This window comes from Mesorhizobium sp. B1-1-7 (assembly GCF_006442705.1).
Lineage (GTDB): Bacteria > Pseudomonadota > Alphaproteobacteria > Rhizobiales > Rhizobiaceae > Mesorhizobium > Mesorhizobium opportunistum.
On sequence record NZ_VFWQ01000003.1, the window covers coordinates 138,472 to 160,035 of the forward strand.

General features: G+C 64.4%; 23 protein-coding genes. 17 read left to right on the forward strand and 6 right to left on the reverse strand.

What is annotated here, in order from left to right; genetic code table 11:
• From FJ978_RS05420 to FJ978_RS05485, 14 genes are all read left to right on the forward strand, one after another.
• Entirely contained in the window at positions 1 to 627 is a 627-nt protein-coding gene (locus tag FJ978_RS05420; protein WP_140570804.1) for a hypothetical protein, read from the forward strand.
• Positions 624 to 2,009: a MotB family protein gene (locus FJ978_RS05425; protein WP_140570806.1), complete on the forward strand. Its 1,386-nt coding sequence runs from the start codon at positions 624 to 626 to the stop codon at positions 2,007 to 2,009. Before FJ978_RS05420 ends, FJ978_RS05425 begins: the two co-directional genes overlap by 4 nt.
• Positions 2,006 to 3,373 (forward strand): chemotaxis protein MotC, encoded by a 1,368-nt coding sequence (locus tag FJ978_RS05430; RefSeq protein ID WP_140570808.1) that lies wholly within the window; start codon positions 2,006 to 2,008, stop codon positions 3,371 to 3,373. Before FJ978_RS05425 ends, FJ978_RS05430 begins: the two co-directional genes overlap by 4 nt.
• Positions 3,370 to 4,761 carry a flagellar hook-length control protein FliK gene (locus FJ978_RS05435; RefSeq protein ID WP_140570810.1) on the forward strand — a complete coding sequence of 464 codons (1,392 nt, stop codon included), beginning with the start codon at positions 3,370 to 3,372 and terminating at the stop codon, positions 4,759 to 4,761. Before FJ978_RS05430 ends, FJ978_RS05435 begins: the two co-directional genes overlap by 4 nt.
• The gene (locus FJ978_RS05440) at positions 4,691 to 5,278 is read left to right on the forward strand and encodes a transglycosylase SLT domain-containing protein (protein WP_246678062.1); all 588 of its coding nucleotides are present in this window, start codon (positions 4,691 to 4,693) and stop codon (positions 5,276 to 5,278) included. Before FJ978_RS05435 ends, FJ978_RS05440 begins: the two co-directional genes overlap by 71 nt.
• Positions 5,279 to 5,499: 221 nt before the next feature.
• On the forward strand, positions 5,500 to 6,168 hold the full coding sequence (locus FJ978_RS05445; protein WP_023765757.1) for a response regulator transcription factor: 669 nt from the start codon (positions 5,500 to 5,502) through the stop codon (positions 6,166 to 6,168).
• Between the two features lie 79 nt (positions 6,169 to 6,247).
• Positions 6,248 to 7,504 (forward strand): flagellar hook protein FlgE, encoded by a 1,257-nt coding sequence (locus tag FJ978_RS05450; protein WP_140570812.1) that lies wholly within the window; start codon positions 6,248 to 6,250, stop codon positions 7,502 to 7,504.
• Between the two features lie 27 nt (positions 7,505 to 7,531).
• Complete coding sequence (flgK, locus tag FJ978_RS05455) at positions 7,532 to 8,986, forward strand: flagellar hook-associated protein FlgK (protein WP_140570814.1); 1,455 nt, start codon at positions 7,532 to 7,534, stop codon at positions 8,984 to 8,986.
• A 4-nt stretch (positions 8,987 to 8,990) separates the two neighbouring features.
• Positions 8,991 to 10,034 (forward strand): flagellar hook-associated family protein, encoded by a 1,044-nt coding sequence (locus FJ978_RS05460; protein WP_140570816.1) that lies wholly within the window; start codon positions 8,991 to 8,993, stop codon positions 10,032 to 10,034.
• Positions 10,035 to 10,062: 28 nt separating this feature from the next.
• The gene (gene flaF, locus FJ978_RS05465; protein WP_013893196.1) at positions 10,063 to 10,410 is read left to right on the forward strand and encodes a flagellar biosynthesis regulator FlaF; all 348 of its coding nucleotides are present in this window, start codon (positions 10,063 to 10,065) and stop codon (positions 10,408 to 10,410) included.
• Positions 10,407 to 10,850: a flagellar biosynthesis repressor FlbT gene (gene flbT, locus FJ978_RS05470; protein WP_013893195.1), complete on the forward strand. Its 444-nt coding sequence runs from the start codon at positions 10,407 to 10,409 to the stop codon at positions 10,848 to 10,850. Before flaF ends, flbT begins: the two co-directional genes overlap by 4 nt.
• 11 nt (positions 10,851 to 10,861) lie before the next feature.
• Positions 10,862 to 11,257 (forward strand): flagellar hook assembly protein FlgD, encoded by a 396-nt coding sequence (flgD, locus tag FJ978_RS05475; protein ID WP_031250183.1) that lies wholly within the window; start codon positions 10,862 to 10,864, stop codon positions 11,255 to 11,257.
• Positions 11,258 to 11,269: 12 nt separating this feature from the next.
• On the forward strand, positions 11,270 to 11,536 hold the full coding sequence (gene fliQ, locus FJ978_RS05480; protein ID WP_013893193.1) for a flagellar biosynthesis protein FliQ: 267 nt from the start codon (positions 11,270 to 11,272) through the stop codon (positions 11,534 to 11,536).
• A gap of 335 nt (positions 11,537 to 11,871) precedes the next feature.
• Positions 11,872 to 13,515 carry an MFS transporter gene (locus FJ978_RS05485; protein WP_140570818.1) on the forward strand — a complete coding sequence of 548 codons (1,644 nt, stop codon included), beginning with the start codon at positions 11,872 to 11,874 and terminating at the stop codon, positions 13,513 to 13,515.
• Between the two features lie 15 nt (positions 13,516 to 13,530).
• Here FJ978_RS05485 and FJ978_RS05490 read toward each other — a convergent pair whose 3' ends face one another.
• Both FJ978_RS05490 and FJ978_RS05495 read right to left on the reverse strand, forming a co-directional pair.
• Positions 13,531 to 15,312 carry a chloride channel protein gene (locus FJ978_RS05490; protein ID WP_140570820.1) on the reverse strand — a complete coding sequence of 594 codons (1,782 nt, stop codon included), beginning with the start codon at positions 15,310 to 15,312 and terminating at the stop codon, positions 13,531 to 13,533.
• Between the two features lie 130 nt (positions 15,313 to 15,442).
• Positions 15,443 to 15,742 (reverse strand): putative quinol monooxygenase, encoded by a 300-nt coding sequence (locus FJ978_RS05495; RefSeq protein WP_013893190.1) that lies wholly within the window; start codon positions 15,740 to 15,742, stop codon positions 15,443 to 15,445.
• Between the two features lie 116 nt (positions 15,743 to 15,858).
• On the opposite strand from FJ978_RS05495, the gene flhA reads away from it, so the two are divergent.
• From flhA to FJ978_RS05510, 3 genes are read left to right on the forward strand one after another with little or no spacing between them, the layout of a single operon-like run.
• Positions 15,859 to 17,946, forward strand: a complete 2,088-nt coding sequence (flhA, locus tag FJ978_RS05500; RefSeq protein WP_140570824.1) for a flagellar biosynthesis protein FlhA — start codon at positions 15,859 to 15,861, stop codon at positions 17,944 to 17,946.
• Entirely contained in the window at positions 17,943 to 18,695 is a 753-nt protein-coding gene (gene fliR / locus FJ978_RS05505) for a flagellar biosynthetic protein FliR (RefSeq protein ID WP_023778482.1), read from the forward strand. The genes flhA and fliR overlap by 4 nt, the downstream gene beginning before the upstream one ends.
• Before the next feature lies 1 nt (position 18,696).
• Complete coding sequence (locus FJ978_RS05510; RefSeq protein WP_140570826.1) at positions 18,697 to 19,080, forward strand: hypothetical protein; 384 nt, start codon at positions 18,697 to 18,699, stop codon at positions 19,078 to 19,080.
• 94 nt (positions 19,081 to 19,174) lie between these two features.
• Here FJ978_RS05510 and FJ978_RS05515 read toward each other — a convergent pair whose 3' ends face one another.
• From FJ978_RS05515 to FJ978_RS05525, 4 genes are read right to left on the reverse strand one after another with little or no spacing between them, the layout of a single operon-like run.
• Positions 19,175 to 20,020 (reverse strand): DUF1194 domain-containing protein, encoded by an 846-nt coding sequence (locus FJ978_RS05515; RefSeq protein ID WP_140571254.1) that lies wholly within the window; start codon positions 20,018 to 20,020, stop codon positions 19,175 to 19,177.
• Positions 20,021 to 20,060: 40 nt separating this feature from the next.
• The gene (locus FJ978_RS05520; protein WP_246678064.1) at positions 20,061 to 20,756 is read right to left on the reverse strand and encodes a hypothetical protein; all 696 of its coding nucleotides are present in this window, start codon (positions 20,754 to 20,756) and stop codon (positions 20,061 to 20,063) included.
• On the reverse strand, positions 20,753 to 20,884 hold the full coding sequence (locus tag FJ978_RS33375; RefSeq protein WP_013893184.1) for a hypothetical protein: 132 nt from the start codon (positions 20,882 to 20,884) through the stop codon (positions 20,753 to 20,755). Before FJ978_RS33375 ends, FJ978_RS05520 begins: the two co-directional genes overlap by 4 nt.
• The gene (locus FJ978_RS05525) at positions 20,868 to 21,557 is read right to left on the reverse strand and encodes a DMT family transporter (protein ID WP_246678065.1); all 690 of its coding nucleotides are present in this window, start codon (positions 21,555 to 21,557) and stop codon (positions 20,868 to 20,870) included. The genes FJ978_RS33375 and FJ978_RS05525 overlap by 17 nt, the downstream gene beginning before the upstream one ends.
• Positions 21,558 to 21,564: the final 7 nt, after the last annotated feature.

The window sequence follows — 21,564 nt, forward strand, 5'->3', positions numbered from 1 at the left end:
ATGCCCTCCGCAACCCTTTTCGATCTCCTCCCTGATTTCGGTACGCGCGCGCAGCGCGTCAGCCCGCCTCAGGCCACGGTCGACCCTCGGCGGGCCCCTGAACCGGCGGCATCCCAGGCCGATATCGGCACCCTGATCGCCGAGGCGGTTGCCCAGGCGGAGGCCACACTCACGGAACGCTTCTCGGCCGCCCATGAAGCCGCGCTGGAAGCGGAGCGCCAGGCCAATGCCGAGGAAGCGAGGATCTTTCTGGAGAGCTTCGGCGGCGATGTCGGCAACGCCGTGTCGTCGCGCATCGACGCCATGGAGGCGCGTGTCACCGATCTCGTCGCCGCCACGGTCGCCCGCATCCTTGGCGGCGTCGTCAGCGACGACGTGCAGAAGCGTTCGCTTGAAGCGCTGGCCGGCGCGGTTCGTGAAGCTATCGGCGACAGCGAAGCGGTGCGTATCGCCGTGCGCGGGCCGCTCTCGCTGTTCGAAACACTGAAGGCATCGCTCGGGCCGCGCACTGCCAATCTCGACTTCACCGAGGCGCCCGGCTTCGACCTGACCGTCAACATCGACGAAGCGGTGTTCGAGACCCGCATGGCCGAGTGGTCGGAAACTCTGTCCGAGGTTCTGTCGTGAGCGTCGCTGAAGCCGATCACGGCAGGCACGAGATCATCATCGTGCGGCATGCCCATGGCGACCACGACGAAGGTCACCACGGCGGCGTCTGGAAGATCGCCTTCGCCGACTTCATGACGGCGATGATGTGTTTCTTCCTGGTCATGTGGCTGATCAACGCCGCCAACGAACAGACCAAGGCGGCTGTCGCCAGCTATTTCAACCCCGTCAAGCTGGTCGACCGCAACTCGAGCCGCAAGGGCCTGGAGGACCTTGGTGACGGTCCGAATGCAATCGGCGCGACCGCCGAAAGCCCGCAACAGGCGACAGGCAAGAGCGGGCAGGACGGCACCGGTGGCGCGGGCACATCCGAACGCAAACAGGACAAGCAGGAACAACAGCAGTCGGAGAGGTCCGACGAGCATCTCTTCGCCGACCCTTACGCGGTGCTCTCGGAGATCGCCACCGACACCGGCGTCATGCAGAACGTCAGCCAGAAGGGCGACGGCGGCGCGCAAAGTGCCGGCCCGGCGACCGGCGCCTCCGGTGGCGCGTCCTATCGCGATCCCTTCGAGCCAGATTTCTGGTCGCAGCAGGTCGCGGCACCGGGCGCCGAGGCGAGTGCCCAGCGCCCCAGGATCGAAGGCGACCCGGTCAAGCCGGGCGACAAGGCCGCCGAGACACAGGTCGCCAAGGTCAAGGCCGTGCCGCCGGCACCGCCTCTCAAGGACGCGCCCCTCGAGCCCTTGGCCAAGGATGCGGCCGCGACGATGGCCAAGGCCAGCGATGTCGAGGCCGACGATATCAAGGCCGGCGATACCAAGGCCAGCGATGCAAAGGCTGGAGAAGGCAACGCCGCGGAAGCGGCCAAGGCGGACGCCACCCTTGCCAGCCGAGAAGCCGCGAAGCCCGAAGCCGCGGAAAAAGCTCCGACCGCCGCCGCGCTGAAGGCGGCGGCCGATGTCAAGCGGCAGCTGGCCGATGCCTTCAAGCCCGGCGACAAGCTGCACGATGGCGTCTCGGTCGAGGCCACGGACAAAGGCGTCGTCATCTCCATCACCGATCGGCTCGACTTCGGCATGTTCGAAGTCGGCTCGGCCCTGCCGAGCCGCGAACTGGTGCTGGCGATGGAAAAGATCGGCCGCATCGTCAACAGCCAGAAGGGCACCATCAGCATCAACGGCCACACCGATGCACGCCCCTTCCGCAGTGACAGCTACGACAACTGGCGGCTGTCGACGGCGCGCGCCCATTCCGCTTACTACATGCTCGTGCGCGGCGGCGTCGACGAACGCCGCATCACCGAAGTCGCAGGCTTCGCCGACCGCCAACCAAAGGATCCGGCCGATCCCATGGCGGCGGTCAACCGTCGCATCGAGATATTGATGGCGGCCGGCGGATGAGGCGGGTGGCCGTCACCAGCCGCTTGATGGGCCTGTTGCTGCTGGCCGCCGGACATCCATCGTCCGGCTTCGCCCAGGATGCGCTGCAGCCCTATCAGCTGGTGCGCTCGCTGCAGCTCATCCAGGACCGCATCGCCGCCGGCGATCACGCCGCCATGCCGATGCAGGCCAAGCTGCTCGAGATGACCGATGCGCGTCTGCGCGAGGCGGATGCGCAGGATTTCCAGGAACCAAAGAACTTTCGCGCGCTCCTGGTCTATGGCATGAGCGGCGGCAATCCGGTGACTGTCGAGGCAGCCGTGTCACGTGCCGCCGCCGATCCGGGTGACCTGGCCATCGCCAAGGGCGTGATCGAGTATCTGAATGGCCGGCCCGGCGACGCGATCACAGCCCTCGGGCCGATCGATCCGATGGCGCTGCCCGGCGATCTCGGCGCATTCCTGGCCTTGGTCAAGGGATCGCTTCTAGCCGGCGACGATCCAGCGGCGGCACTCAAATTGCTCGATGAGGCCAAGCTGCTCAGCCCCGGCACGCTGGTCGAGGAAGCGGCCTTGCGGCGCTCGGTCGGCATTGCCGTGGCGCAAGGCGACGCGGCGCGTTTCGCGCTTGCTTCCACGCAGTATGTCGAGCGCTACCTCTATTCGCCCTATGCCAGCCAGTTCGCGGATTCTTTCGTCTCCGGGGTCATCGCACTGCACATGTCGATCAGCCAGGACAAGCTGGCCGACATCACCTCGATGATGGATCCCGAGCGCGAGAAGGTGATCTATCTGCGCATCGCCCGCCGTGCCGCGATCGACGGCCTGAACGAGTTGTCGGCCTTCGCCTCGACGCGAGCCGAACAGGGCCGCGACGGCAACACCAATCAGGACGATCCGCGCGCCCTGCTTTATTCCAGCCTGTCCACCGTGACCTCGGACACCATCGAGGATGTGCGCACCAAGCTCGGCAAGATCGATCGCAGCAAGCTGTCGGACGGTGACCGCGACCTGCTCGACGCCGCACAGGCCATCGCCGGTGAAGTGGTGGCGCCACCCGCTTCTCTTCCAGCCGCAAGTCCGGCGCCCGCGGCAACTGCGCCGACGCAACCCGAAGTTACCGCCGCGCAGGCCGCCGACACCGCCGGGTTGCCACCCGTCGAAGGCGCTGCCTCCGAACAGCCCGCAGTTGCGCCAGCCAGCGGCGTCGCGACCGGTGCGCCAAGCGCGCCGGTTCCTTCGGCCGAAACCGCAACCGTCCTCCCGGCCTCGGCGCCCGCGGCCTCGGCCAGCCCTGACAAGACCGACCCGACCGACGCCGCCATGATGAAAACCCGTCGACAGCTCGACCTAATCGACCAGATGCTTGGAGCCGCCCCGAAATGACACCCAGCCTCGGCCCAGGCCTGCCAGGATTTACCGCCGCGCGCACCACGGCGGACCAGCCGGCCGCGCCGGGAAAGAAGGATGATGACGGTTTCGGCAAGATGGTGCACGCCGGCGCGAACCCGGCCCGCCCGGAAAAGCAGCCGCCGACCGAGGCCGGGTCGCGCGATCCGCGCTGGAGCAAGCTCGCCGCTGGCCTTGCGGCGCAGGCGGGCGAGGACAAGCCGATGCCGGACGGCAAAGCTCGGGCCGCACGGGCCGCACCGACCGGATTGACGGCGGCGAAATCCACGAAAGACGGCAAGGATGCCCGGGCTGCCAAGGACACCGACGCTGAAACACCAGTGTCCGATGCCGGTTCAATGCCGCTTGACGATCATCTGCCGCTTCTGATGGCATTTCATGACCTGCGCCATTTCTCGACATCGACCAAGTCGGCCGACGTCGGCGAAACCGGCCAGGACGCCGCTGTCGAGGGGCAGGTTCTGCCGAAGGGCTACCGGCCGAAGTCGGCCGCCGAGAATGGCGACGTCGAACCTATGTCGAAGCCTGAGCGGGCGTCGCTCGTCGATGGGCCGTTGACGAAACTTGACGAGCCTTCCGCGCGCGACGCCGCTGCTGGCGCGCCACGGGGCGAGAATGCGATCGCCGCCGGCCCATTGCCGGAGACGACCCCGGCCGACGTACCGGGCGTGGATCCGAAACAGGCGACGCCACAGCTGAAGTCCATCGCCGACGTTCAGTCTTCGTTGCATTCCGAACCAGGAAAACGGCTCTCGACGGCCGGGCGCATCGAAGTGGTTTCCGAGCGCAGCTTCCCTGCCCCGCCGCAGGCGCCGATGAGCCAGGCAGCGCTCAGCGAGATCGGCGCCATAACCGCCGATGGCGGCCCGCGGCAGGTGCATTCGACGGCTTCCGCGGCCACCCAACTGGCCAGCCCTGTTGCCGTTCCGACACATGTGTTGAAGATCGAACTCCACCCGGCCGAACTGGGCATGGTCACGGCACACCTTCGCCTCTCCGGAGAACAACTCACGATTGAACTGAAGCCCGAAACACACGACGCCTACCGTCGGCTTTCCAGCGATAGCGAGGCTATCGTCAAGTCGCTGCGCGGCCTGGGCTTCGAGGTTGATAAGGTCACCATCATGCAACCGTCGGTGGCCGTTGCGGCTGCAAGCCGGACGGATGCAACCGCGTCGATGACCGCGGTGCCTGGCCGCGACCAGTCGTCCTTTCAGCCCGGAAATTCCAGCGGCGGCAATGGCGGAGCCGGCGGCCAGCAACCGGGCCAGCAGTCCGCAAGGGGTAACCACGATGACGCGCAAGCACACGGCCGCGCCGTTTCGCCTTCTCGCGAGCGCGCTGGCGGCGATATCTTTATCTAGCTTTGCGGGCGGCGCCGCCGCCGCCACCAATCCCTGCGAGCCCGAGATCCTGCGTGCCGCCGACCGCTACGGCATACCCGCCGGCATCCTCTACGCGGTTGGCCTGACAGAGACCGGCAAGAAAGGCAGCCTTCAGCCTAATGCATTGAATATAGAAGGAAAAGCAGTCTTCCCGAAAAGCCGTACCGAGGCACTTGCCACTTTCGCCAACGCCCAGCGCGAGGGCAAGACGCTGATCGATCTCGGCTGCATGCAGATCAATCATCACTACCACGCCTCGCATTTCCGCAGCGTCGAGGACATGCTCGACCCCCGCCAGAATGTCGACTACGCGGCACGTTTCCTGGCGGATCTCCATGCCCGCCACGAGACCTGGTCGATGGCCGTCGCGCGCTATCATGCCGGTCCCGACAACGATCCGGCGCAGAAGGTCTATGTCTGCCGGGTCATCGCCAACATGGTTGCCACCGGTTTTGGCAAATGGACAGCCAACGCCCGCTCCTTCTGCAACCCATAGGCGTATTTTCAACCTCCAATATGCTCGCCGCGCCGCACCGGGGCGCCATTTTGACTTCGACAAGACTTGGCCTCCCAAGCACATCTGGCTGCACGCTAATGCAACCGGCACGATTCCAGACTCCCAAGAAACTAGTTACAAGAAATGACCGTGTTCAGGATTCCCGCCACCGGTTACGCCTCTTTCCACGGGGCAAATGTGCTGATTCGGAGGCGGGGCCGATGATCGTTATCGTTGACGAGCGAGAGCTCGTAACAGAGGGATACAACTCACTTTTTGACCGCGAGGGGGTCGCCTGCGCAGGTTTCGCGCCCGGCGAGTTCGGCGAGTGGGTGAACTCGGCCGCCGACGCCGATCTGCGCTCGGTCCGCGCCTTCCTTATCGGCGACTGCCGCGAAGGCTCGATCTCTCCACGCCATATCCGCGACCGCACCGGAGCTCCCGTCATTGCTCTCAGCGAACAGCATTCGCTGGAAAACACGCTGCGGTTGTTCGAGAGCGGCGTTGACGACGTCGTCCGCAAGCCCGTCCACATCAGAGAGATCCTGGCCCGCATCACCGCCATCCGCCGCCGCGCCCAGGAGGATGTCGCCTACACCGAGATCGGCGCCATGCGCATCTTCATGGACGGCCGCGATCCGGAGATCGACGGCCAGCCGCTGCCCTTGCCGCGCCGTGAACGCCGCATCCTCGAATATTTGGCGAGCAACCGCGGCCGCCGCGTCACCAAGACCCAGGTGTTCAACGCCATATACGGCATCTTCGACGAAGAGGTCGAGGAGAACGTGGTCGAAAGCCACATCAGCAAACTGCGCAAGAAGCTGCGCGAGAAGCTGGGCACCGACCCGATCGATTCCAAACGTTTCCTCGGCTACCGGCTGGTGTTCTGATGCCGTATCGCGCCAGCTTCGCGCAAGACAAGGCGCGTAGCCTCGCCGCCAGTGGCATGGATATTGCGGAGACATCTCGATGAGCCTCTACGGAATGATGCGGACCGGCGTTTCCGGCATGAACGCACAGGCCAACCGCCTGTCGACGACAGCCGACAACATCGCCAATTCCGATACCACCGGTTACAAGCGATCCTCCGCCGAATTTTCGACGCTGATCATGCCGTCGACGGGTGGCGCCTACAATTCCGGCGGCGTCACCACGACGATCCGGCAGGCGGTCAGCGATCCGGGCGTGCTCCAATACACCACGTCTGTCTCCGACCTTGCCGTCAGCGGCGATGGTTTCTTTGTCGTCCAGGATCCCAGCGGTACGCCCTATCTGACCCGCGCCGGCGCCTTCGTTCCCGACGCGCAGGGCCGCCTGGTCAACGCGGCCGGCTTCCAGCTGATGGCCTACAGCTACGCCAACGGCACGCCGGCTGCGACAGTGAACGGCTTCGAAGGTCTGGAGCCGGTTGTCATCTCCGACCAGGGATTGACCGCGACTCCGAGCAGCGCGGGTAGCTTCAGCGGCAATCTGCCTGCAGGTGCGACAGCGGTCGCCACTGCCAACCTGCCCGGCGCCAACGCGGCCACCGCACAGTACACCTCGAAATCGTCGATGGTCGCCTATGACAACCTCGGCAACAAGAAGCTGCTCGACGTCTATTTCACCAACACGGGTACAGGCACCTGGCAGGTGGCGGTTTTCGACCAGTCGAAGGCGACGGCTGGAACATCGTTCCCCTACACCGGCGGCGCACTCGGCACGGCCAACCTGACCTTCGACACCACCACCGGCAAACTCACCGGCACGCCCACCAGCGTTTCATTCACCGTGCCGGGCGGCGCGAGCCTCAATCTCGACCTGTCGACACTGACCCAGCTCGGGACCGGCTTCACCGTTTCCGACGCCCAGGTCAACGGCAATGCGCCGAGCACCATCGACAAGGTCCAGATCAGCAAGGACGGCACCATCTACGCCCAATACAAGGACGGCACCTCCAAGCCGCTCTACAAGATACCGCTGGCCGACGTTCAGAGCCCGGACCAGCTCAAGGCCCTTCCCGGCAACGTCTATGCCCAGGGCACCGATTCCGGTGCGGTCCGTGTCGGCTTCGCCAATGAAGGCAAGGCCGGTTCCATCATCTCCGGCGCGCTCGAAAACTCCAATGTCGACATCGCCGAGGAACTCACCGACATGATCGCGGCGCAGCGCAGCTACACCGCCAATTCGAAGGTCTTCCAGACCGGTTCCGACCTGATGGACGTCCTTGTCAACCTGAAGAGATAAACCGGGCGTCGCCCGTGAAAGACCAGCATGTCGCTATCCTCCGCATTGAGTATCGCCCAATCGGCGCTTATGAATACCGCGCGGCAGACCAGCGTTGTCTCGCGCAACATCGCCGACGCTTCCAATCCGGATTACACGCGCCGCATCTCCGTCATCACCAGCACGGCGCCCGGCGCTCGTTTCGTTGATGTCCAGCGTGCGGCCAACGACCTGCTGTTCCGCCAAAACCTCGGTGCCCTGTCGGCGTACAGCGGTCAGAACGCGCTCTACAGCGGCATGGATCAGCTGGACGTTTCGGTCAACGGTGTCGACAACGCGTCCTCGCCCTCGACGGCGATCGCCAATCTGCAGCAGGCGCTGCAGCTCTACGCCACATCGCCGTCCAATCAGAATCTCGGCTCGAGCGTCATCGACGCGGCCAAGCAGGTCGTGCGCTCCCTGAATGAAGGCTCCAAGGCCGTTCAGGATTTTCGAACCCAGACGGACGGCCAGATCGACACGGCGGTCAAGGACCTCAACTCGCTGCTTGGCCAGTTCCAGGACGCCAACCAAGCAGTCATGTCCGGAACCCGTTCCGGCACCGATGTTTCCGACGCTCTCGACCAGCGCGACGCGCTGCTGAAGAAGATCTCGAACTATGTTCCGATCTCGACCTTCACGCGCGGCGACAACGATATGGTCATCACCACGGGCGACGGCACGACGCTGTTCGAGACGATACCGCGCACGGTGAGCTTCACGCCGGCGGCCGGCTATGCCGCCGGAGCCGCCGGCAACACCGTCTATATCGACAACGTGCCGATTTCGGCGGGAACCGGTGGCAACACAACCGCCAGCGGCACGCTTGCCGGTCTGCTGCAATTGCGCGACGGCGTCGCCTCGACCATGCAGAGCCAGCTCGACGAAACCGCGCGCGGCTTGATCACCGCCTTTGCCGAGACCGCACCGTCGATGCCCAACGCCGCCGGCCTGTTCACCTGGTCTGGCGCGCCGGCCGTACCGGCGGCAGGCACGCTCGTCAACGGCCTTGCCGGCACGATCAGCATCAATGCCGCGATGGATCCAAGCGTCGGCGGCAATCCGACATTGCTGCGCGATGGCGGCGCCAACGGTTTGGCCTATGTCGCCAACACCACCGGCGGCGCCTCCTATTCCAACCTCCTGATCGCTTATGGCGACCGACTCGACAAGCCGATGACGTTCGATTCCGCGGCGGGTATTTCGGCAACGTCCAGCGTTTCCGACTACGCCGCCAATTCGATCGGCTGGCTCCAAAGCGTGCGCCAGCAGGCTTCGACCGCCGCCGACGCCAAGGAGGCATTGGCCCAGCGCAGCGCCGACGCGTTGTCCAACGCGACCGGGGTCAATATCGACCAGGAAATGTCGCTGATGCTCGATCTCGAACACACTTACCAGGCATCGGCCCGGATGATGAAGACTGTCGACGACATGATGACGGCGCTGTTGAGCGCGGTGGGATAAAGCCATGACTTCCGTCTCTTCTGCCGCCCTTTCGAACGCCATGCGCTATCAGCAGATGCGCATGCAGGCCGATCTGGTCAAAGCCACGAAAGAATCCTCGACCGGCAGGATCGCCGATGTTGGACTTGCGCTGGGTGGACGCACCGCCCAGTCCGTCACCTTTTCGCGCGATCTCGACCGGCTCAACGTCATTGTCGATTCGAACGGACTGGTCGCGGCCCGGCTTTCATCGACCCAGACCTCGCTCGGCCAGCTCTCAAGCGTCGCGCAGACTTTCCTGTCCAGCCTGACCACGGCATCGTCGGGCGACAACTCCGACAGCCTGACCCAGTCGACCGGCCAGACGACGATCCAGCAGCTTGCCTCGATCCTCAACACCAGCGTCAACGGCGAATACCTGTTTGCCGGCACCAACACCGACGTCAAGCCGATCAACGATTTCACCGCGCCCGGCTCACCCGCCAAGGCCGCCTTCGACGCCTCTTTCGTCGCCAATTTCGGCTTCCCGCCCAATGACCCGCTCGCGGCCGACATCACCGCTGCCCAGATGGACGACTTCATCACCAACGACGTCGAGCCGCAGTTCCTCGGCTCTGGCTGGCAGACCAACATGTCGAATGCCACCGACCAGCAGATCGTCAGCCGCATCGCGCTCAACGAAACCACCGAGACCTCGACCGGCGCCAACAGCGACGGCATCAAGAAGCTTGCCATGGCCGCTGCCATGGTCAGCAGCCTGATGTCCAGCAACATCAGCCAGGCTGCGAAAGATACGATCGTTAGCCGCTCGCAGATCTTGGTCGGCGAGGCGCTGAGCGGCATCGCCCAGGTCCAGTCGGAAACCGGCATCGTCCAGAAGCGCGTCTCGGACGCCAGCGACCGCATGAAGACGCAGGTCGACCTGTTCGAACGGCACATTCTCGATCTCGAAGCCGTCGACCCGGCGGAAGCCGCGACCCGCGTCGCCGATCTGACGCAGCATATCGAGACGTCCTTTGCTCTGACAGCGCGCCTGCAGCAGCTCAGCCTGTTGAATTACCTGACCTGACAACTCCAGCGGAACGGTAGAGCCAACGATGTACCAATTCTCCTACGCCGACGTCCAAAGCACCTCCGTCTCGGACGCCAAGGACCGTGAGCGTGAGCTCTTGACCCGCTCGATCGACATGCTGTCGGCGGCGGCCGCCGCCGGCCAGGATTCGATGGAGGCGGTGGAGGCGCTGCATTTCACCAACCGTGTCTGGACGACCTTCGTCGAGGATCTCGGCTCCAGCGACAACGCGCTTCCCAAGGAATTGCGCGCCAACCTGATTTCCATCGGCCTGTGGCTGCTGCGCGAGGCGGAGGATATCCGCCAGGGCCGCACCGACAATTTCGAAGGGCTGATCGAAGTATCCCAGATCATCCGCGACGGCATTCAATGACCAACACGCTGAAGATCTCGTTGAAGCCGAACGAGAAGATCTACATCAACGGCGCCGTCATCCGAGTCGACCGCAAGGTTACCGTCGAACTGATGAACGATGTGCAATTCCTGCTCGAGAGCCATGTGATCCAGGCCGAAGAGGCCTCGACACCGCTCAGGCAGCTGTACTTCATCCTGCAGGTCATGCTGATGAACCCGGCCGGCGCGGACGAAGCGCGCGAGATGTTCCGCCGCTCCCTGCCGCTATTCCTGGCCAGCTTCGAGGACGCCGATATCTGTCGCACGCTGAAGCAGATCGACCGCATGGTCGGCGAGGACCATATCTACGAGGCATTGAAGGCGATCCGTTCGCTTTATCCTCTCGAACGCCGCGCGCTTGGCGGCAATGACGATGTTCCGGGCGCGTCGCGCCCGCTTGCCGTGGGAGCACGCTGCTAATGACCGTGGACATGACGACGACGATACCGGTTGGCTCCAATTCGACCACCACGTCGACCTCGAAGACAGCGGTCGACTACCAGTCCTTCCTGAAGCTTCTGATCGCCGAGATGAAGAACCAGGATCCGACCAAGCCGATGGATTCGACGCAATACGTCGCCCAGCTCGCCACCTTCTCGCAGGTCGAGCAGTCGGTTCAGACAAACACCAAGCTCGAGCAGATCATGCAGTCCTCGGCACTGTCGCAGGCCGACGCGATCATCGGCCGCACGATCACCTCGGCCGACGGCAAGACCACCGGAACGGTGGCTTCGGTGACGCTCGCCAGCAACGGACTTATCGCTGTGCTGCAGGACGGCACCCAGGTTCCCGTCGGCGCAGGCGTGTCCATCAAGCCGGCAAGCTAGGCCAACCGCCACATGAACGAGGCCGACGCACTCGACATCGTCCAGTATGCGGTGTGGACGGTGCTGACCGCGTCTGCTCCGGTCGTGCTGGTCGCCATGGCGGTCGGCATTGGCATCGCCCTGATCCAGGCGCTGACGCAGGTCCAGGAAATCACCTTGACCTTCGTCCCGAAGATCGTCGCCATCATGCTTGTGGTGGCGCTGACCGGCCCGTTCATCGGGGGCCAGATATCGGCCTTCACCAACGTCATCTTCGAGCGCATCCAGAACGGGTTCTGAGCCTAGAAGTATCCGTTTTGATCAAGGGGTTTTGGGGACCCATTCTTGCTGCGCTTTGAGGAGGGCGTTTGCGAGGGTCGGCATGGAGCTTTTCCTTCGCTTGCATGCCGGCGGCCAGACCGCGGGCCACCTCCCGAGATGCTGCATGCCGCGAGGCGCGTTGAGATAAGGCATCCGGCAAGCCAGCGGAAACGTGGCCCTTTGCTATCCCCTTGTTGGACCATGATCTTCCGCGCAAGACATTCGCCCTTTGCGGCGCGATGCCATAGTTTCGGCAAACCATCCGGGGAAACGGATCAGCGCAAGGATCAGCACGCCGTGGCAGGAACCCATCCATGATCGACGAAAAACCGGAAAGCGAAGGCGTCTCGGCGCTGGCGCCCTTCCGGCATGGCATCTTCCGCGCCGTATGGGCCGCGAGTCTCGTCTCGAATTTCGGAGGCCTGATCCAGGGCGTCGGCGCTGCCTGGATGATGACCACGATCGCCACCTCGCCCTATCAGGTCGCGCTGGTCCAGGCCTCGACCACCTTGCCGATCATGCTGTTCGCGCTCGTCGCCGGCGCCATTGCCGACAGCTTCGACCGGCGCAAGGTGATGCTGGTCGCACAGAGCTTCATGCTGGTCGTCTCGGTGCTTCTGACCGTATTCACCTACTACAATTTGCTGACGCCCTGGACGCTTCTGGCCTTCACCTTCCTGATCGACAGCGGCACGGCGCTCAACAGCCCCTCCTGGCAGGCTTCCGTCGGCGACATGGTTCCGCGCAACAAGGTGCCTGCGGCTGTCGCGCTGAACTCCATGGGCTTCAACCTGACGCGCAGCGTCGGTCCGGCGATCGGCGGCATCATCGTCGCCGCCGCTGGTGCCGCGGCTGCATTCGCGGCGAATGCGGTGAGCTATATCGGCCTCATCGTCGTGATGGCGCGCTGGAAGCCCGATGTCCCGGCATCGACCTTGCCGCGCGAGTCGCTGGGCGCGGCCATGGGCGCGGGCCTGCGCTATGTCGCCATGTCGCCCAACATCGGCAAGGTGCTGGTCAGGGGCGCGGCTTTCGGCTTCAGCGCCGGCGCCGTGCTGGCGCTCCTGCCGCTGGTGGCACGCGACGTCGTCAAGGGTGATGCCTTGACCTACGGCATCATGCTCGGCGCCTTCGGCATCGGCGCCGTCGGCGGCGCGCTGATCAGCGTGCGGCTGCGGCAATTGCTCTCCAGCGAGACGATGGTGCGCTGCGCCTTCGCCGGTTTCGCCGTCTGTGCCTCCAATGCGGCGATCAGCCAGCATGCCTGGCAGACATCGCTTGGCCTGCTGGTTGGCGGTGCCTGCTGGGTGATCGCGCTCTCGCATTTCAACGTCACGGTGCAGATGGCGACGCCGCGCTGGGTGGTCGGCCGGGTCTTGTCGGTCTACCAGACCGCGACCTTCGGCGGCATCGCGCTCGGCAGCTGGATCTGGGGCGTCGTCGCCGATGCGCATGGCGCCGAAACGGCGCTGATCGCGGCCGCCATCGCCATGCTGGCCGGCGGCGCCATCGGCCTCGTACTGCCGCTGCCGCAGCAGCAGGTGCTGAACCTCGACCCGCTCAACCGCTTCAAGGAGCCGCATCTGGCACTCGACTTGAAGCCGCGCAGCGGCCCCATCGCCATCATGATCGAATATGTGATCCGGCACGAGGACGAGGCGGAATTCCTCGCCACCATGGCCGAACGCGGACGCATCCGCCGCCGCGACGGCGCCCGCAACTGGACGCTGGCGCGCGATCTCGAAAATCCCACGATATGGATCGAGCACTATCACACGCCGACCTGGCTCGAATATGTCAGGCACAATAGCCGCATCACCCATGCCGACGCCATGGTCGGCGAACGCCTGCGGGCGCTGCACAGCGGCAGCGAACCGCCGCGCGTGCGTCGGGTGATCGAGCGTCCGACGACCGCCGGCACGGCGCTCGTGATGGCCAAAGGACCGATCGAGCACTGACGCCTAAGTTGCGCCCTAACCCTCGCCCGACAGATCCCGGCGTGCCTTTTCGAGTTCCTCGGCGTAGCGCCGCATCAAATGGCCCTCGGTCAGAAGCCCGAGCACGATGTGGTCGGTGAAGTCCTCGACAACGGCCAGCTCCTCGGCCCCGGCACGCTGGAACGTCTCGGCGGCGGCCTGCACGTTCATGCTGGGCACCAGGACAGCATCCTTGTACTGGGCAAGATCGCGCACCGGCACCTCGCCGCCGGCTTGATCGCTGTGCAGTTCGGCCACGATCAGCACGCCGACATACTCGTCACCCGGATCGACGGCGATAACGCGCTGGGCCGAGCCGAGCGGGATTTCCTTGCGGAAGACGTCCAGCGTCGTCGAGGCATCGATCGTCCTGATGTCCTTGCGCATCATCGAGCCGACGGTGAGGCTTCGCATCCAGCCGACGTCGTGGGCGCTGCGGATCGTCTCGCCACGCAGATGGAAGCGCCATGTCGAGAACGAGTAGCCGAAGGTCTCGCGCACCAGGATGGCCGACATGATCGAAGCAGCCAGCACGACACCGGTGAGCGTCAGGTCGCGGGTCGATTCCAGCGCCAGGAAGGTCATCGTCAGCGGACCGCCGACGACACCGACGGCAAGCGACGTCATGCCGACGACCGCCGCCACGGAAGGGTCGATACCGGTCGCCGGCGAGACCAGCGCCATCACGCCGCCCAACGCCTTGCCGAGCAGCGCGCCGAGAAACAGCGAAGCGAAAAACAAGCCGCCGCGAAAACCGGAGCCGAGCGAGACGGCTGATGCCGCGAGCTTCAGCACGAAGACGCTGGCGACAACGGCCAGACCGTAATTCATGGCGAATTCGCGATGCAGCGCGCCATGGCCGCTGGACAGGACCTGCGGCGTGATCAGTCCCAGCAGGCCGACAATGACGCCGCCGATGACAGGGCGCAGCGAGGCATCGATGGACAGCCTGTTGAACCCGCGTTCGATCAGCGTCACCAGTTGCATGATGGCGATCGAGGCCGCACCCCCGAGCAGCCCAAGCATCAGGAACGGCACATACTGGCTGGGGGTGAGCGCCGGCAAGCCGGCAAGTTCCAGCGGAAACGGCACGCCGCCGAACATTTCCGCCGTCAGCGAAGCCGAGATCGCGGCGGTCATGACCGGCGCGACGTTGGCGACCGAATAGATGCCGATGACCAGTTCGAAGCCGTAGAACGCCCCCGTCAGCGGCGCGTCGAAGGCGGCGGCGATGGCGCCGGCGGCACCGCAGCCGACCAGGATGCGGACATCGTTGCGGCGCAGCCTGAACATCCGCGCCAGCCGCGACGCCACGCCGGAGCCGACCTGCGTATAGCCCGCCTCCAGGCCGACCGAAGCGCCGAAGCCGCTGGAGATCATCGTCTGGCCGACGATGATGAAGGTGTCGGTCAGCGACATGCGCCCGCCATAGAGCGCGTTGGCCTCGATCGGATCGACCGGCGTGCGGAATTTCCGCTTTCTCAGCCAGATCACGCTCAGTCCGAGCAGGATGCCGCCGATTGGCGGGATCAGCGCCTGCATCGGATTGGCGAGCGAGAACATGCCGGAAAGCCGGCCACCCGGTTGGACGCCAAACAACAGCCCGTGCATATCCTGCACGATCTGGCTCATCGCGGTGACCAATATGCCCGCCATGACGCCGATGATGCCGGCCAGGATGACCACCGCGATGCCGCGCGCCTCGAGCAGCGGGATCGACCTCAAAAGCACCGCGCGCAGCCGGCGGGCGTAGACTTGCGGTTGGTTTCTGGAAAGCACCGGGGCGGCTCGCCGATATCGGAAAAGGCAACGGAAAGCCGCTGATACGCCCGCCGACACCGCATGGCAACCACAATGGCGACATGGAAGGCGCCGTTGTGGCCAAGAGGCCGCTCATTGCGTGAAGCGCTCAGGTCGGCATCGGCTCGCCTGCCTCATAGAGCACGAGATTGCGCTCGCCGATGCCCAGCGCCGGCCAGCTCGAGCGCCACTCGGCGATGTGCGGCGAACGGAAATGCGCATCGAGGGCAAGCCTGTCTCGCCACACTTCGGTGACGCGGATCAGCCCGGCATCGAGCACGTCGCGTGCATAGGAATATTCGAGGCAGCCATCCTCGGCGCGGCTGCCCGAGATCATGCGCTCCATCGCGGACTTAGCCTCCTCGAACTTGTCGGGCGGCAGGCGGATGGTGCCGATGATCAGGAGCATGGGTCTTCCTTTTTGCGAGACGTCGGAGCGAGCCACTTTCCCACCCTCGCGCAAGCTTGGCCAGTTACCCTCGCCCGGTTGTCGCATGCGCGGCAGCACATGGTTCGAGGACTTCAATGGCGATCACCGAAAGCATCCAGCCAGGCGCGGTGGCCAAGAATGGCCGCGACATCTTCTTCGCGCTCGGCATCGTCGTCATCCTGGCCGTGCTGTTCCTGCCGATCCCGGCCTTTCTCATCGACATCGGCCTCGCCTTCTCGATCGCGCTTTCGGTGCTGATCCTGATGGTGGCGCTGTGGATCCAGCGGCCGCTCGATTTCTCCTCGTTTCCGACCGTGCTGCTCATCGCCACCATGCTGCGGCTATCACTCAACATCGCCACCACGCGCATGATCCTGTCGCACGGCAATGAGGGCACGCACGCCGCCGGCTACGTCATCGCCGGCTTCTCCAAGCTGGTGATGGCGAGCGACTTCGTCATCGGCCTGATCGTCTTCATGATCCTGATCGTGGTGAACTTCATCGTCATCACCAAGGGCGCCACCCGTATCGCCGAAGTCGGCGCCCGCTTCACGCTGGACGCCATCCCCGGCAAGCAGATGTCGATCGACGCCGACCTTTCCGCCGGCATGATCGACGACAAGACCGCGCAGTTGCGGCGACGCGAACTGGAGGAGGAGTCCTCCTTCTTCGGCTCGATGGACGGCGCTTCGAAATTCGTCCGCGGCGACGCCATCGCCGGCCTCATCATCACCGCCATCAACATCGTCGGCGGCATCGCCATCGGCTACATCAGGCACGGCATGGGCATGGGCCAGGCCGCCGACGTGTTCATCAAGCTGTCGGTCGGCGACGGCCTCGTCACCCAGATCCCGGCGCTCATCGTCTCGCTCGCCGCCGGCCTGCTCGTCTCCAAGGGCGGCACCCGCGGCTCGACCAACCAGGCCGTGTTCGGCCAGCTCGGCGCCCATCCGCGAGCCCTCTATGTCGCGGCGGCGCTGCTGGTGCTGCTCGGCCTGATGCCCGGCTTGCCGCTCTTCCCGTTCTTCGCGCTGGCCGGCGGCATGGCCGGCCTTGGCTACATCATCCCGATGCGCGCCAACCGCGTCCTCGCCGAGGCCGAGGCGCTGAAGGACAAGGAGAAGGCAAGCAAGGTCGAAGAGGAGAAGAACTCGGTCAAGGCCTCGCTCGCCACCGCCGAGATCGAGCTTCTCATCGGCAAGCAGCTTTCGACCCGTCTCCTGGTATCTCACCAGGAGCTGGTCTTCCGCATGTCCAAGATGCGCAAGAAATTCGCGCAGCAATACGGCTTCGTCGTGCCGGAAGTGCGCGTCGCCGACGATTTCGCCATCCCGCCGAAAAGCTACCAGATCAAGGTGCACGGCACCGTAGTCGCCGAATACCAGATGCGGGTCGGCGAGATCATGGTGCTGCTCGGCAATCGCGACGTGCCTGAAATACCTGGCGAGGAGATCCGCGAGCCTGCCTTCGGCATGCGCGCCTATTCCGTCATGGAAACCTTCGCCGAGGATTTGAAGCGCGAGAACTACACCTTCGCCGACAACATGTCGGTGCTGCTCACCCATCTCTCGGAAGTCATCCGCAACAACCTGCCGCAGCTTCTGTCCTACAAGGACATGAAGGCGCTGCTGGAGCGCCAGGACCAGGAATACCGCAAGCTCGCCGATGAGATCTGCACCACGCACATCTCCTATCCCGGCCTGCAGGCGGTGCTGAAGCTGCTGCTCGCAGAGCGCGTCTCGATCCGCAACCTGCATCTGATCATCGAGGCCATCGCCGAGATCGCGCCGCATGTGCGCCGCACCGAGCAGATCGTCGAGCATGTTCGCATCCGCATGGCGCAGCAGATCTGCGGCGACCTCTCGGAGGGCGGCGTACTCAAGGTGCTGCGCCTCGGCAACCGCTGGGACCTCGCCTTCCACCAGAGCCTCAAGCGCGACGCCAAGGGCGAGGTGCGCGAGTTCGACATCGATCCGCGCCAGCTCGAGGAATTCGGCCAGGACGCCACCAAGGCGATCAAGAAATTCCTCGAAGCCGGCGAGCGTTTCGTCCTCGTCACCGCGCCCGACGCCCGCCCCTATGTGCGCATGATCATCGAGCGCCTGTTCACCACGCTGCCGGTGCTCTCCCACGTCGAAATCGCCAAGGGCGTCGAGATCAGGGTGCTCGGGACCATATCGTGAGCGTTCTCTCGCAGAGCGTCGTCATCGCGGCGTTCCTCGCCTTCTGCCGCATCGGCGCCTGCTTCATGCTGATGCCGGGCCTGTCCAGCGCCCGCGTGCCGGTCCAGGTCAGGCTGTTCGTGGCAGTCGCCGCCACCGGCGGCCTGCTCGCCTTCCTGTGGGACAAGATCTTTCCCTTCGTCGATGCGCGCCCGCAAATCCTGGTGCCGATGATCATCTCGGAACTTCTGGTCGGCGGGCTGATCGGCGCCATGACCAGGCTTTACATGGAAGCGCTGCGCTTCATGGGCTCGGCCATCGCCATGCTGATCGGCTATGGCGGCTCCGGCGGACCAGCGATCGAGGAGCCCGAACCGCAGGCAGCCCTTGCCGCCATCATCTCGTTCTCGGCGCTGCTGATGCTGTTCGTCTTCGATTTCGACCACGAAATCATACGCGCCCTGGTGACGTCCTACACGGTCGCGCCGGTCAACATCTTCTTCAACCCGCAGGCGGCCCTCGTCGATGTCGCCGACACGGTGTCGGACACATTCTTCCTGGTCATCCGCCTCGGCAGTCCCTTTGTCGCCTACGCCCTTCTCGTCAACCTGACGATCGGCTTCGTCAACAAGCTGACCCCGCAGATCCCGATCTACTTCATCTCGCAGCCCTTCGTCATCGCTGGCGGCATGATCATCTTCTATTTCGCCATCGGCACCATGCTGTCGCTGTTTGTCGACGGCTTCGTCGACCTGACGCTGGCGAGGTGACATGAGTATGCGCAAGGACCGCCTGCGGAAACTGGTCAAGGTGCAGGAACAGCTAAAGGCGCTGCACGAGACCCGCCACGCCACCTTCCTGGCCGCGGCAAACGCCGCCGAGGCCGAGGCCAGGGAATTGATCGGCCATTTCGACCAGGACAATTCCCTCTCCAGCCTGTTCCCCGATCTCTACCACCGGCGCATCGCCCAGGCCGTCGTGCGCCAGGAAGAAAGCCTGGAAAGCGCCAGGCAAGAGACCGGCCTGATTGCCACCGCAAACGCGCGCACCAACATGGTCGAACGCGCCTACAAGGACGTGCGCAACCGCGACGAGCGCGAACGCTCCGACCGTGAACGGCTGGATTTGATCGCGCAGAAGCGAAGCCAGGAGTAGCCGGGGGAATTCTGTCTATGACCTGCAAGCTGACGCTGGCAGCGACCATGCTGGAGATTGCTGCTGCGCCATCTCCCGGCGCACCGCCTAGCCTTCACAGCGGGTGGTCGACGTTCATACTTACTTCAGTGACCAGCTTGCGGCGAAGAGCCATGATGTAGTCGTCCGGCCCCTTCGGCGTTATGACGAAGGCCTGGGAACCGCCAATGACCGATTTGGCAAAATAGGATGCCAACGTATTGTCGGGATTCTCATCTTCCATCGGGATGGCGATCGCGTTGATCGTGTATCCCTTGGCAATGGCGTTCAACCTGCTCGGCTGAACAGGAAGCCCATCGTTGTTCTCGCCATTGGAAGAGATGTCGATTACTTTCCTGGCCGCCTTTCCAGGAAACTGGTCGAGCAGAAGACTGCCGATGTCGATGGCTGAGGAAACGGATGTTCCTCTGCGTCCTCTGCGGGTGATCCCGGTATCGCCTTTCTTGCTGATCACCGATGCTGCCGCTCTGGCGTCTTCCAGCCCGCAGATGTTTGTCCACGGAAGCACAGTGCGTGCGTGTCCGGGACTCGACCATTCAAAGTAAGCCACGCTGATGCAGCCAACATAGTTCCGCGCGATGGCCGCGATGATCTCTGGCGACGTGAGTGCGGCGGCATGACCCTCGCGCTGCAGGTCGGCAATCTTCGGATCGATCGAGGACGAGAAATCGACCGCGAAGACGATGGCGACATCGACATCGGCGGCATGTGCTTGCGGTCCCCAAAACATCGAAGCGGCAAGTGCTCCCGCCAGTCCAAAGTACGAGCTAGCCCGCTTTGCCGGCCACCTGACCGATCGCTTCGCCGGCTTCGGAATGCCTTTCCCTCTCATCCGCGGCTGCTCGTGAAAGGAGCCTGTCACAGACAAGCCAGTTACGTCCTGATGCACAGTTGCGCACATGTCATTCTCCATTCGAACAGTCGTTTCAAAGCGGTCATTTTCAGCATGTGGAAATTTGGCGAGGGATCCCCACGCCGAACAGCAGCAGATCGGCCCTGGTCCACAGAGCGTAACAACCAAGCAAGGTCAGCGGCATGGCGAGTACCGCGAAGGATCCGCCCGACCAGACCTCCTGCAAGGCCCAGCCCAGGGCGACGGCCGCCGCCAAGATCGCGGGCAACCGGCTGGCAAGCACCGCGCTGCGGAATGGATCGGGCCAGGCGGCCGGCCACACCGGAACCTGAGTGCCCGGTGTGTGGAAGGTGCTGCCGAATTTGCCCAGGGCGTGCAGCAGGCCGGACGTCGCCGCAAGCAGAGGATCGCCGAGCAGCAACAGGGCGATGCCGAGCCCGATCGCGCCCAGGCCTGACAGGAAGTCGCCGAGACGGTTGAGGGCGAGATCGGGAGGATCCTGCCTTGCCCAAGCTCGGTGATAGGCTTCGCCGCCGCAGAAGAAGACCAGAGTAGCCAAGGTCAGCGCAACCGTGCCACGGCTGCCAGCGAAATGGTCCATCATCGCCGTGATGACAGCGCTTCCCTCCTGCAAGCCGACAGGCGCGACGGCGATCTGGATTGCAAAACCGACGACGAGGCCGAGCGCGTTGCCGCTGTTGTAGTAGCCGCCGGGTCCCCTCATGCGGGCGCGAAGCGCCGATACCAATTGTGCGAGCGAAAGAAGGTTTGCTGGCGCGGTCACCACGGCACCCTCGCGACAAATCCGGCCGCCATCGACAGGGCGAACGCCGCCTGGCCGATCAAGATCATCGGCGCCGTACCGGGCGGCAGCCGGATCTGGAACAAGTTGGCATCAACGGCAAGGGACATTGCGTTCCTCCACTGGACCTGAACTGTTGGGGCGACGATCGCCTGCCCAGGTTGCAGGCACGGCTGCAAAGGCAGAAGCCGTGTCCAAGGGATCATTCGAAGCGACCCGCAAGGGCCCGCCTGCCTGCGGCGTTCGGTTCGACATTGCGACGGACAGGATCGCACCCAGGATGATGCCGGCACCCAATACGCTCGCCGATGAGTTACGCTCGCCGAGAAAGATCGCCGCGCCCAGTGCCCCGAAAACGCATTCGGCACTGACGATCACGGCGGCGTGGCTCGCCGGCGTGAAGCGGAGGGCAGCCGTCTGTATGCCGAAGGCAATTGCGGTGGAGAACAGGCCGAGGACCGCCAGCTCCGGGGCGGCAGCGAATGCAGCGGCCAGCGACAGGTTGCCTTGCGTTGCCCCGAGCGGCAGGGCAAAGGCCGCGGCACCGAGGAACTGTGTCGCGGCGGCGGTGAACGGTCGCGCGTGGGTCTGCATGTGCCGGCCCAATTCGATGGTCCAGAGCGCATAGCAGGCAGCCGACAGGATGGCGGTTAGATCGCCGCCGCTAAGGCCGGTGGTCCCATCCGACAAAAGCAGGGCTCCAACCACGGTCAGCCCGGCAGCGACTGTGAGGCTCGCTGTCGGGCGTTCGCCGATGAGCACCCAGGCGGCTAGTGGCGTCATTACCGTT

Excerpts from the sequence above, each read along its gene's own strand:
- flgD (WP_031250183.1), top strand. The coding sequence starts at position 10,862 with ATGACGACGACGATACCGGTTGGCTCCAATTCGACCACCACGTCGACC.
- FJ978_RS05430 (WP_140570808.1), top strand. The coding sequence starts at position 2,006 with ATGAGGCGGGTGGCCGTCACCAGCCGCTTGATGGGCCTGTTGCTGCTG.
- FJ978_RS05510 (WP_140570826.1), top strand. The coding sequence starts at position 18,697 with ATGAGTATGCGCAAGGACCGCCTGCGGAAACTGGTCAAGGTGCAGGAA.
- flaF (WP_013893196.1), top strand. The coding sequence starts at position 10,063 with ATGTACCAATTCTCCTACGCCGACGTCCAAAGCACCTCCGTCTCGGAC.
- FJ978_RS05440 (WP_246678062.1), top strand. The coding sequence starts at position 4,691 with ATGACGCGCAAGCACACGGCCGCGCCGTTTCGCCTTCTCGCGAGCGCG.
- FJ978_RS05445 (WP_023765757.1), top strand. The coding sequence starts at position 5,500 with ATGATCGTTATCGTTGACGAGCGAGAGCTCGTAACAGAGGGATACAAC.
- flbT (WP_013893195.1), top strand. The coding sequence starts at position 10,407 with ATGACCAACACGCTGAAGATCTCGTTGAAGCCGAACGAGAAGATCTAC.
- FJ978_RS05435 (WP_140570810.1), top strand. The coding sequence starts at position 3,370 with ATGACACCCAGCCTCGGCCCAGGCCTGCCAGGATTTACCGCCGCGCGC.
- FJ978_RS05460 (WP_140570816.1), top strand. The coding sequence starts at position 8,991 with ATGACTTCCGTCTCTTCTGCCGCCCTTTCGAACGCCATGCGCTATCAG.
- FJ978_RS33375 (WP_013893184.1), bottom strand. The coding sequence starts at position 20,884 with ATGTCCCTTGCCGTTGATGCCAACTTGTTCCAGATCCGGCTGCCGCCC.
- flhA (WP_140570824.1), top strand. The coding sequence starts at position 15,859 with ATGGCGATCACCGAAAGCATCCAGCCAGGCGCGGTGGCCAAGAATGGC.
- FJ978_RS05420 (WP_140570804.1), top strand. The coding sequence starts at position 1 with ATGCCCTCCGCAACCCTTTTCGATCTCCTCCCTGATTTCGGTACGCGC.
- flgK (WP_140570814.1), top strand. The coding sequence starts at position 7,532 with ATGTCGCTATCCTCCGCATTGAGTATCGCCCAATCGGCGCTTATGAAT.
- FJ978_RS05515 (WP_140571254.1), bottom strand. The coding sequence starts at position 20,020 with ATGTGCGCAACTGTGCATCAGGACGTAACTGGCTTGTCTGTGACAGGC.
- FJ978_RS05525 (WP_246678065.1), bottom strand. The coding sequence starts at position 21,557 with ATGACGCCACTAGCCGCCTGGGTGCTCATCGGCGAACGCCCGACAGCG.
- FJ978_RS05450 (WP_140570812.1), top strand. The coding sequence starts at position 6,248 with ATGAGCCTCTACGGAATGATGCGGACCGGCGTTTCCGGCATGAACGCA.
- FJ978_RS05495 (WP_013893190.1), bottom strand. The coding sequence starts at position 15,742 with ATGCTCCTGATCATCGGCACCATCCGCCTGCCGCCCGACAAGTTCGAG.
- FJ978_RS05485 (WP_140570818.1), top strand. The coding sequence starts at position 11,872 with ATGATCGACGAAAAACCGGAAAGCGAAGGCGTCTCGGCGCTGGCGCCC.
- fliQ (WP_013893193.1), top strand. The coding sequence starts at position 11,270 with ATGAACGAGGCCGACGCACTCGACATCGTCCAGTATGCGGTGTGGACG.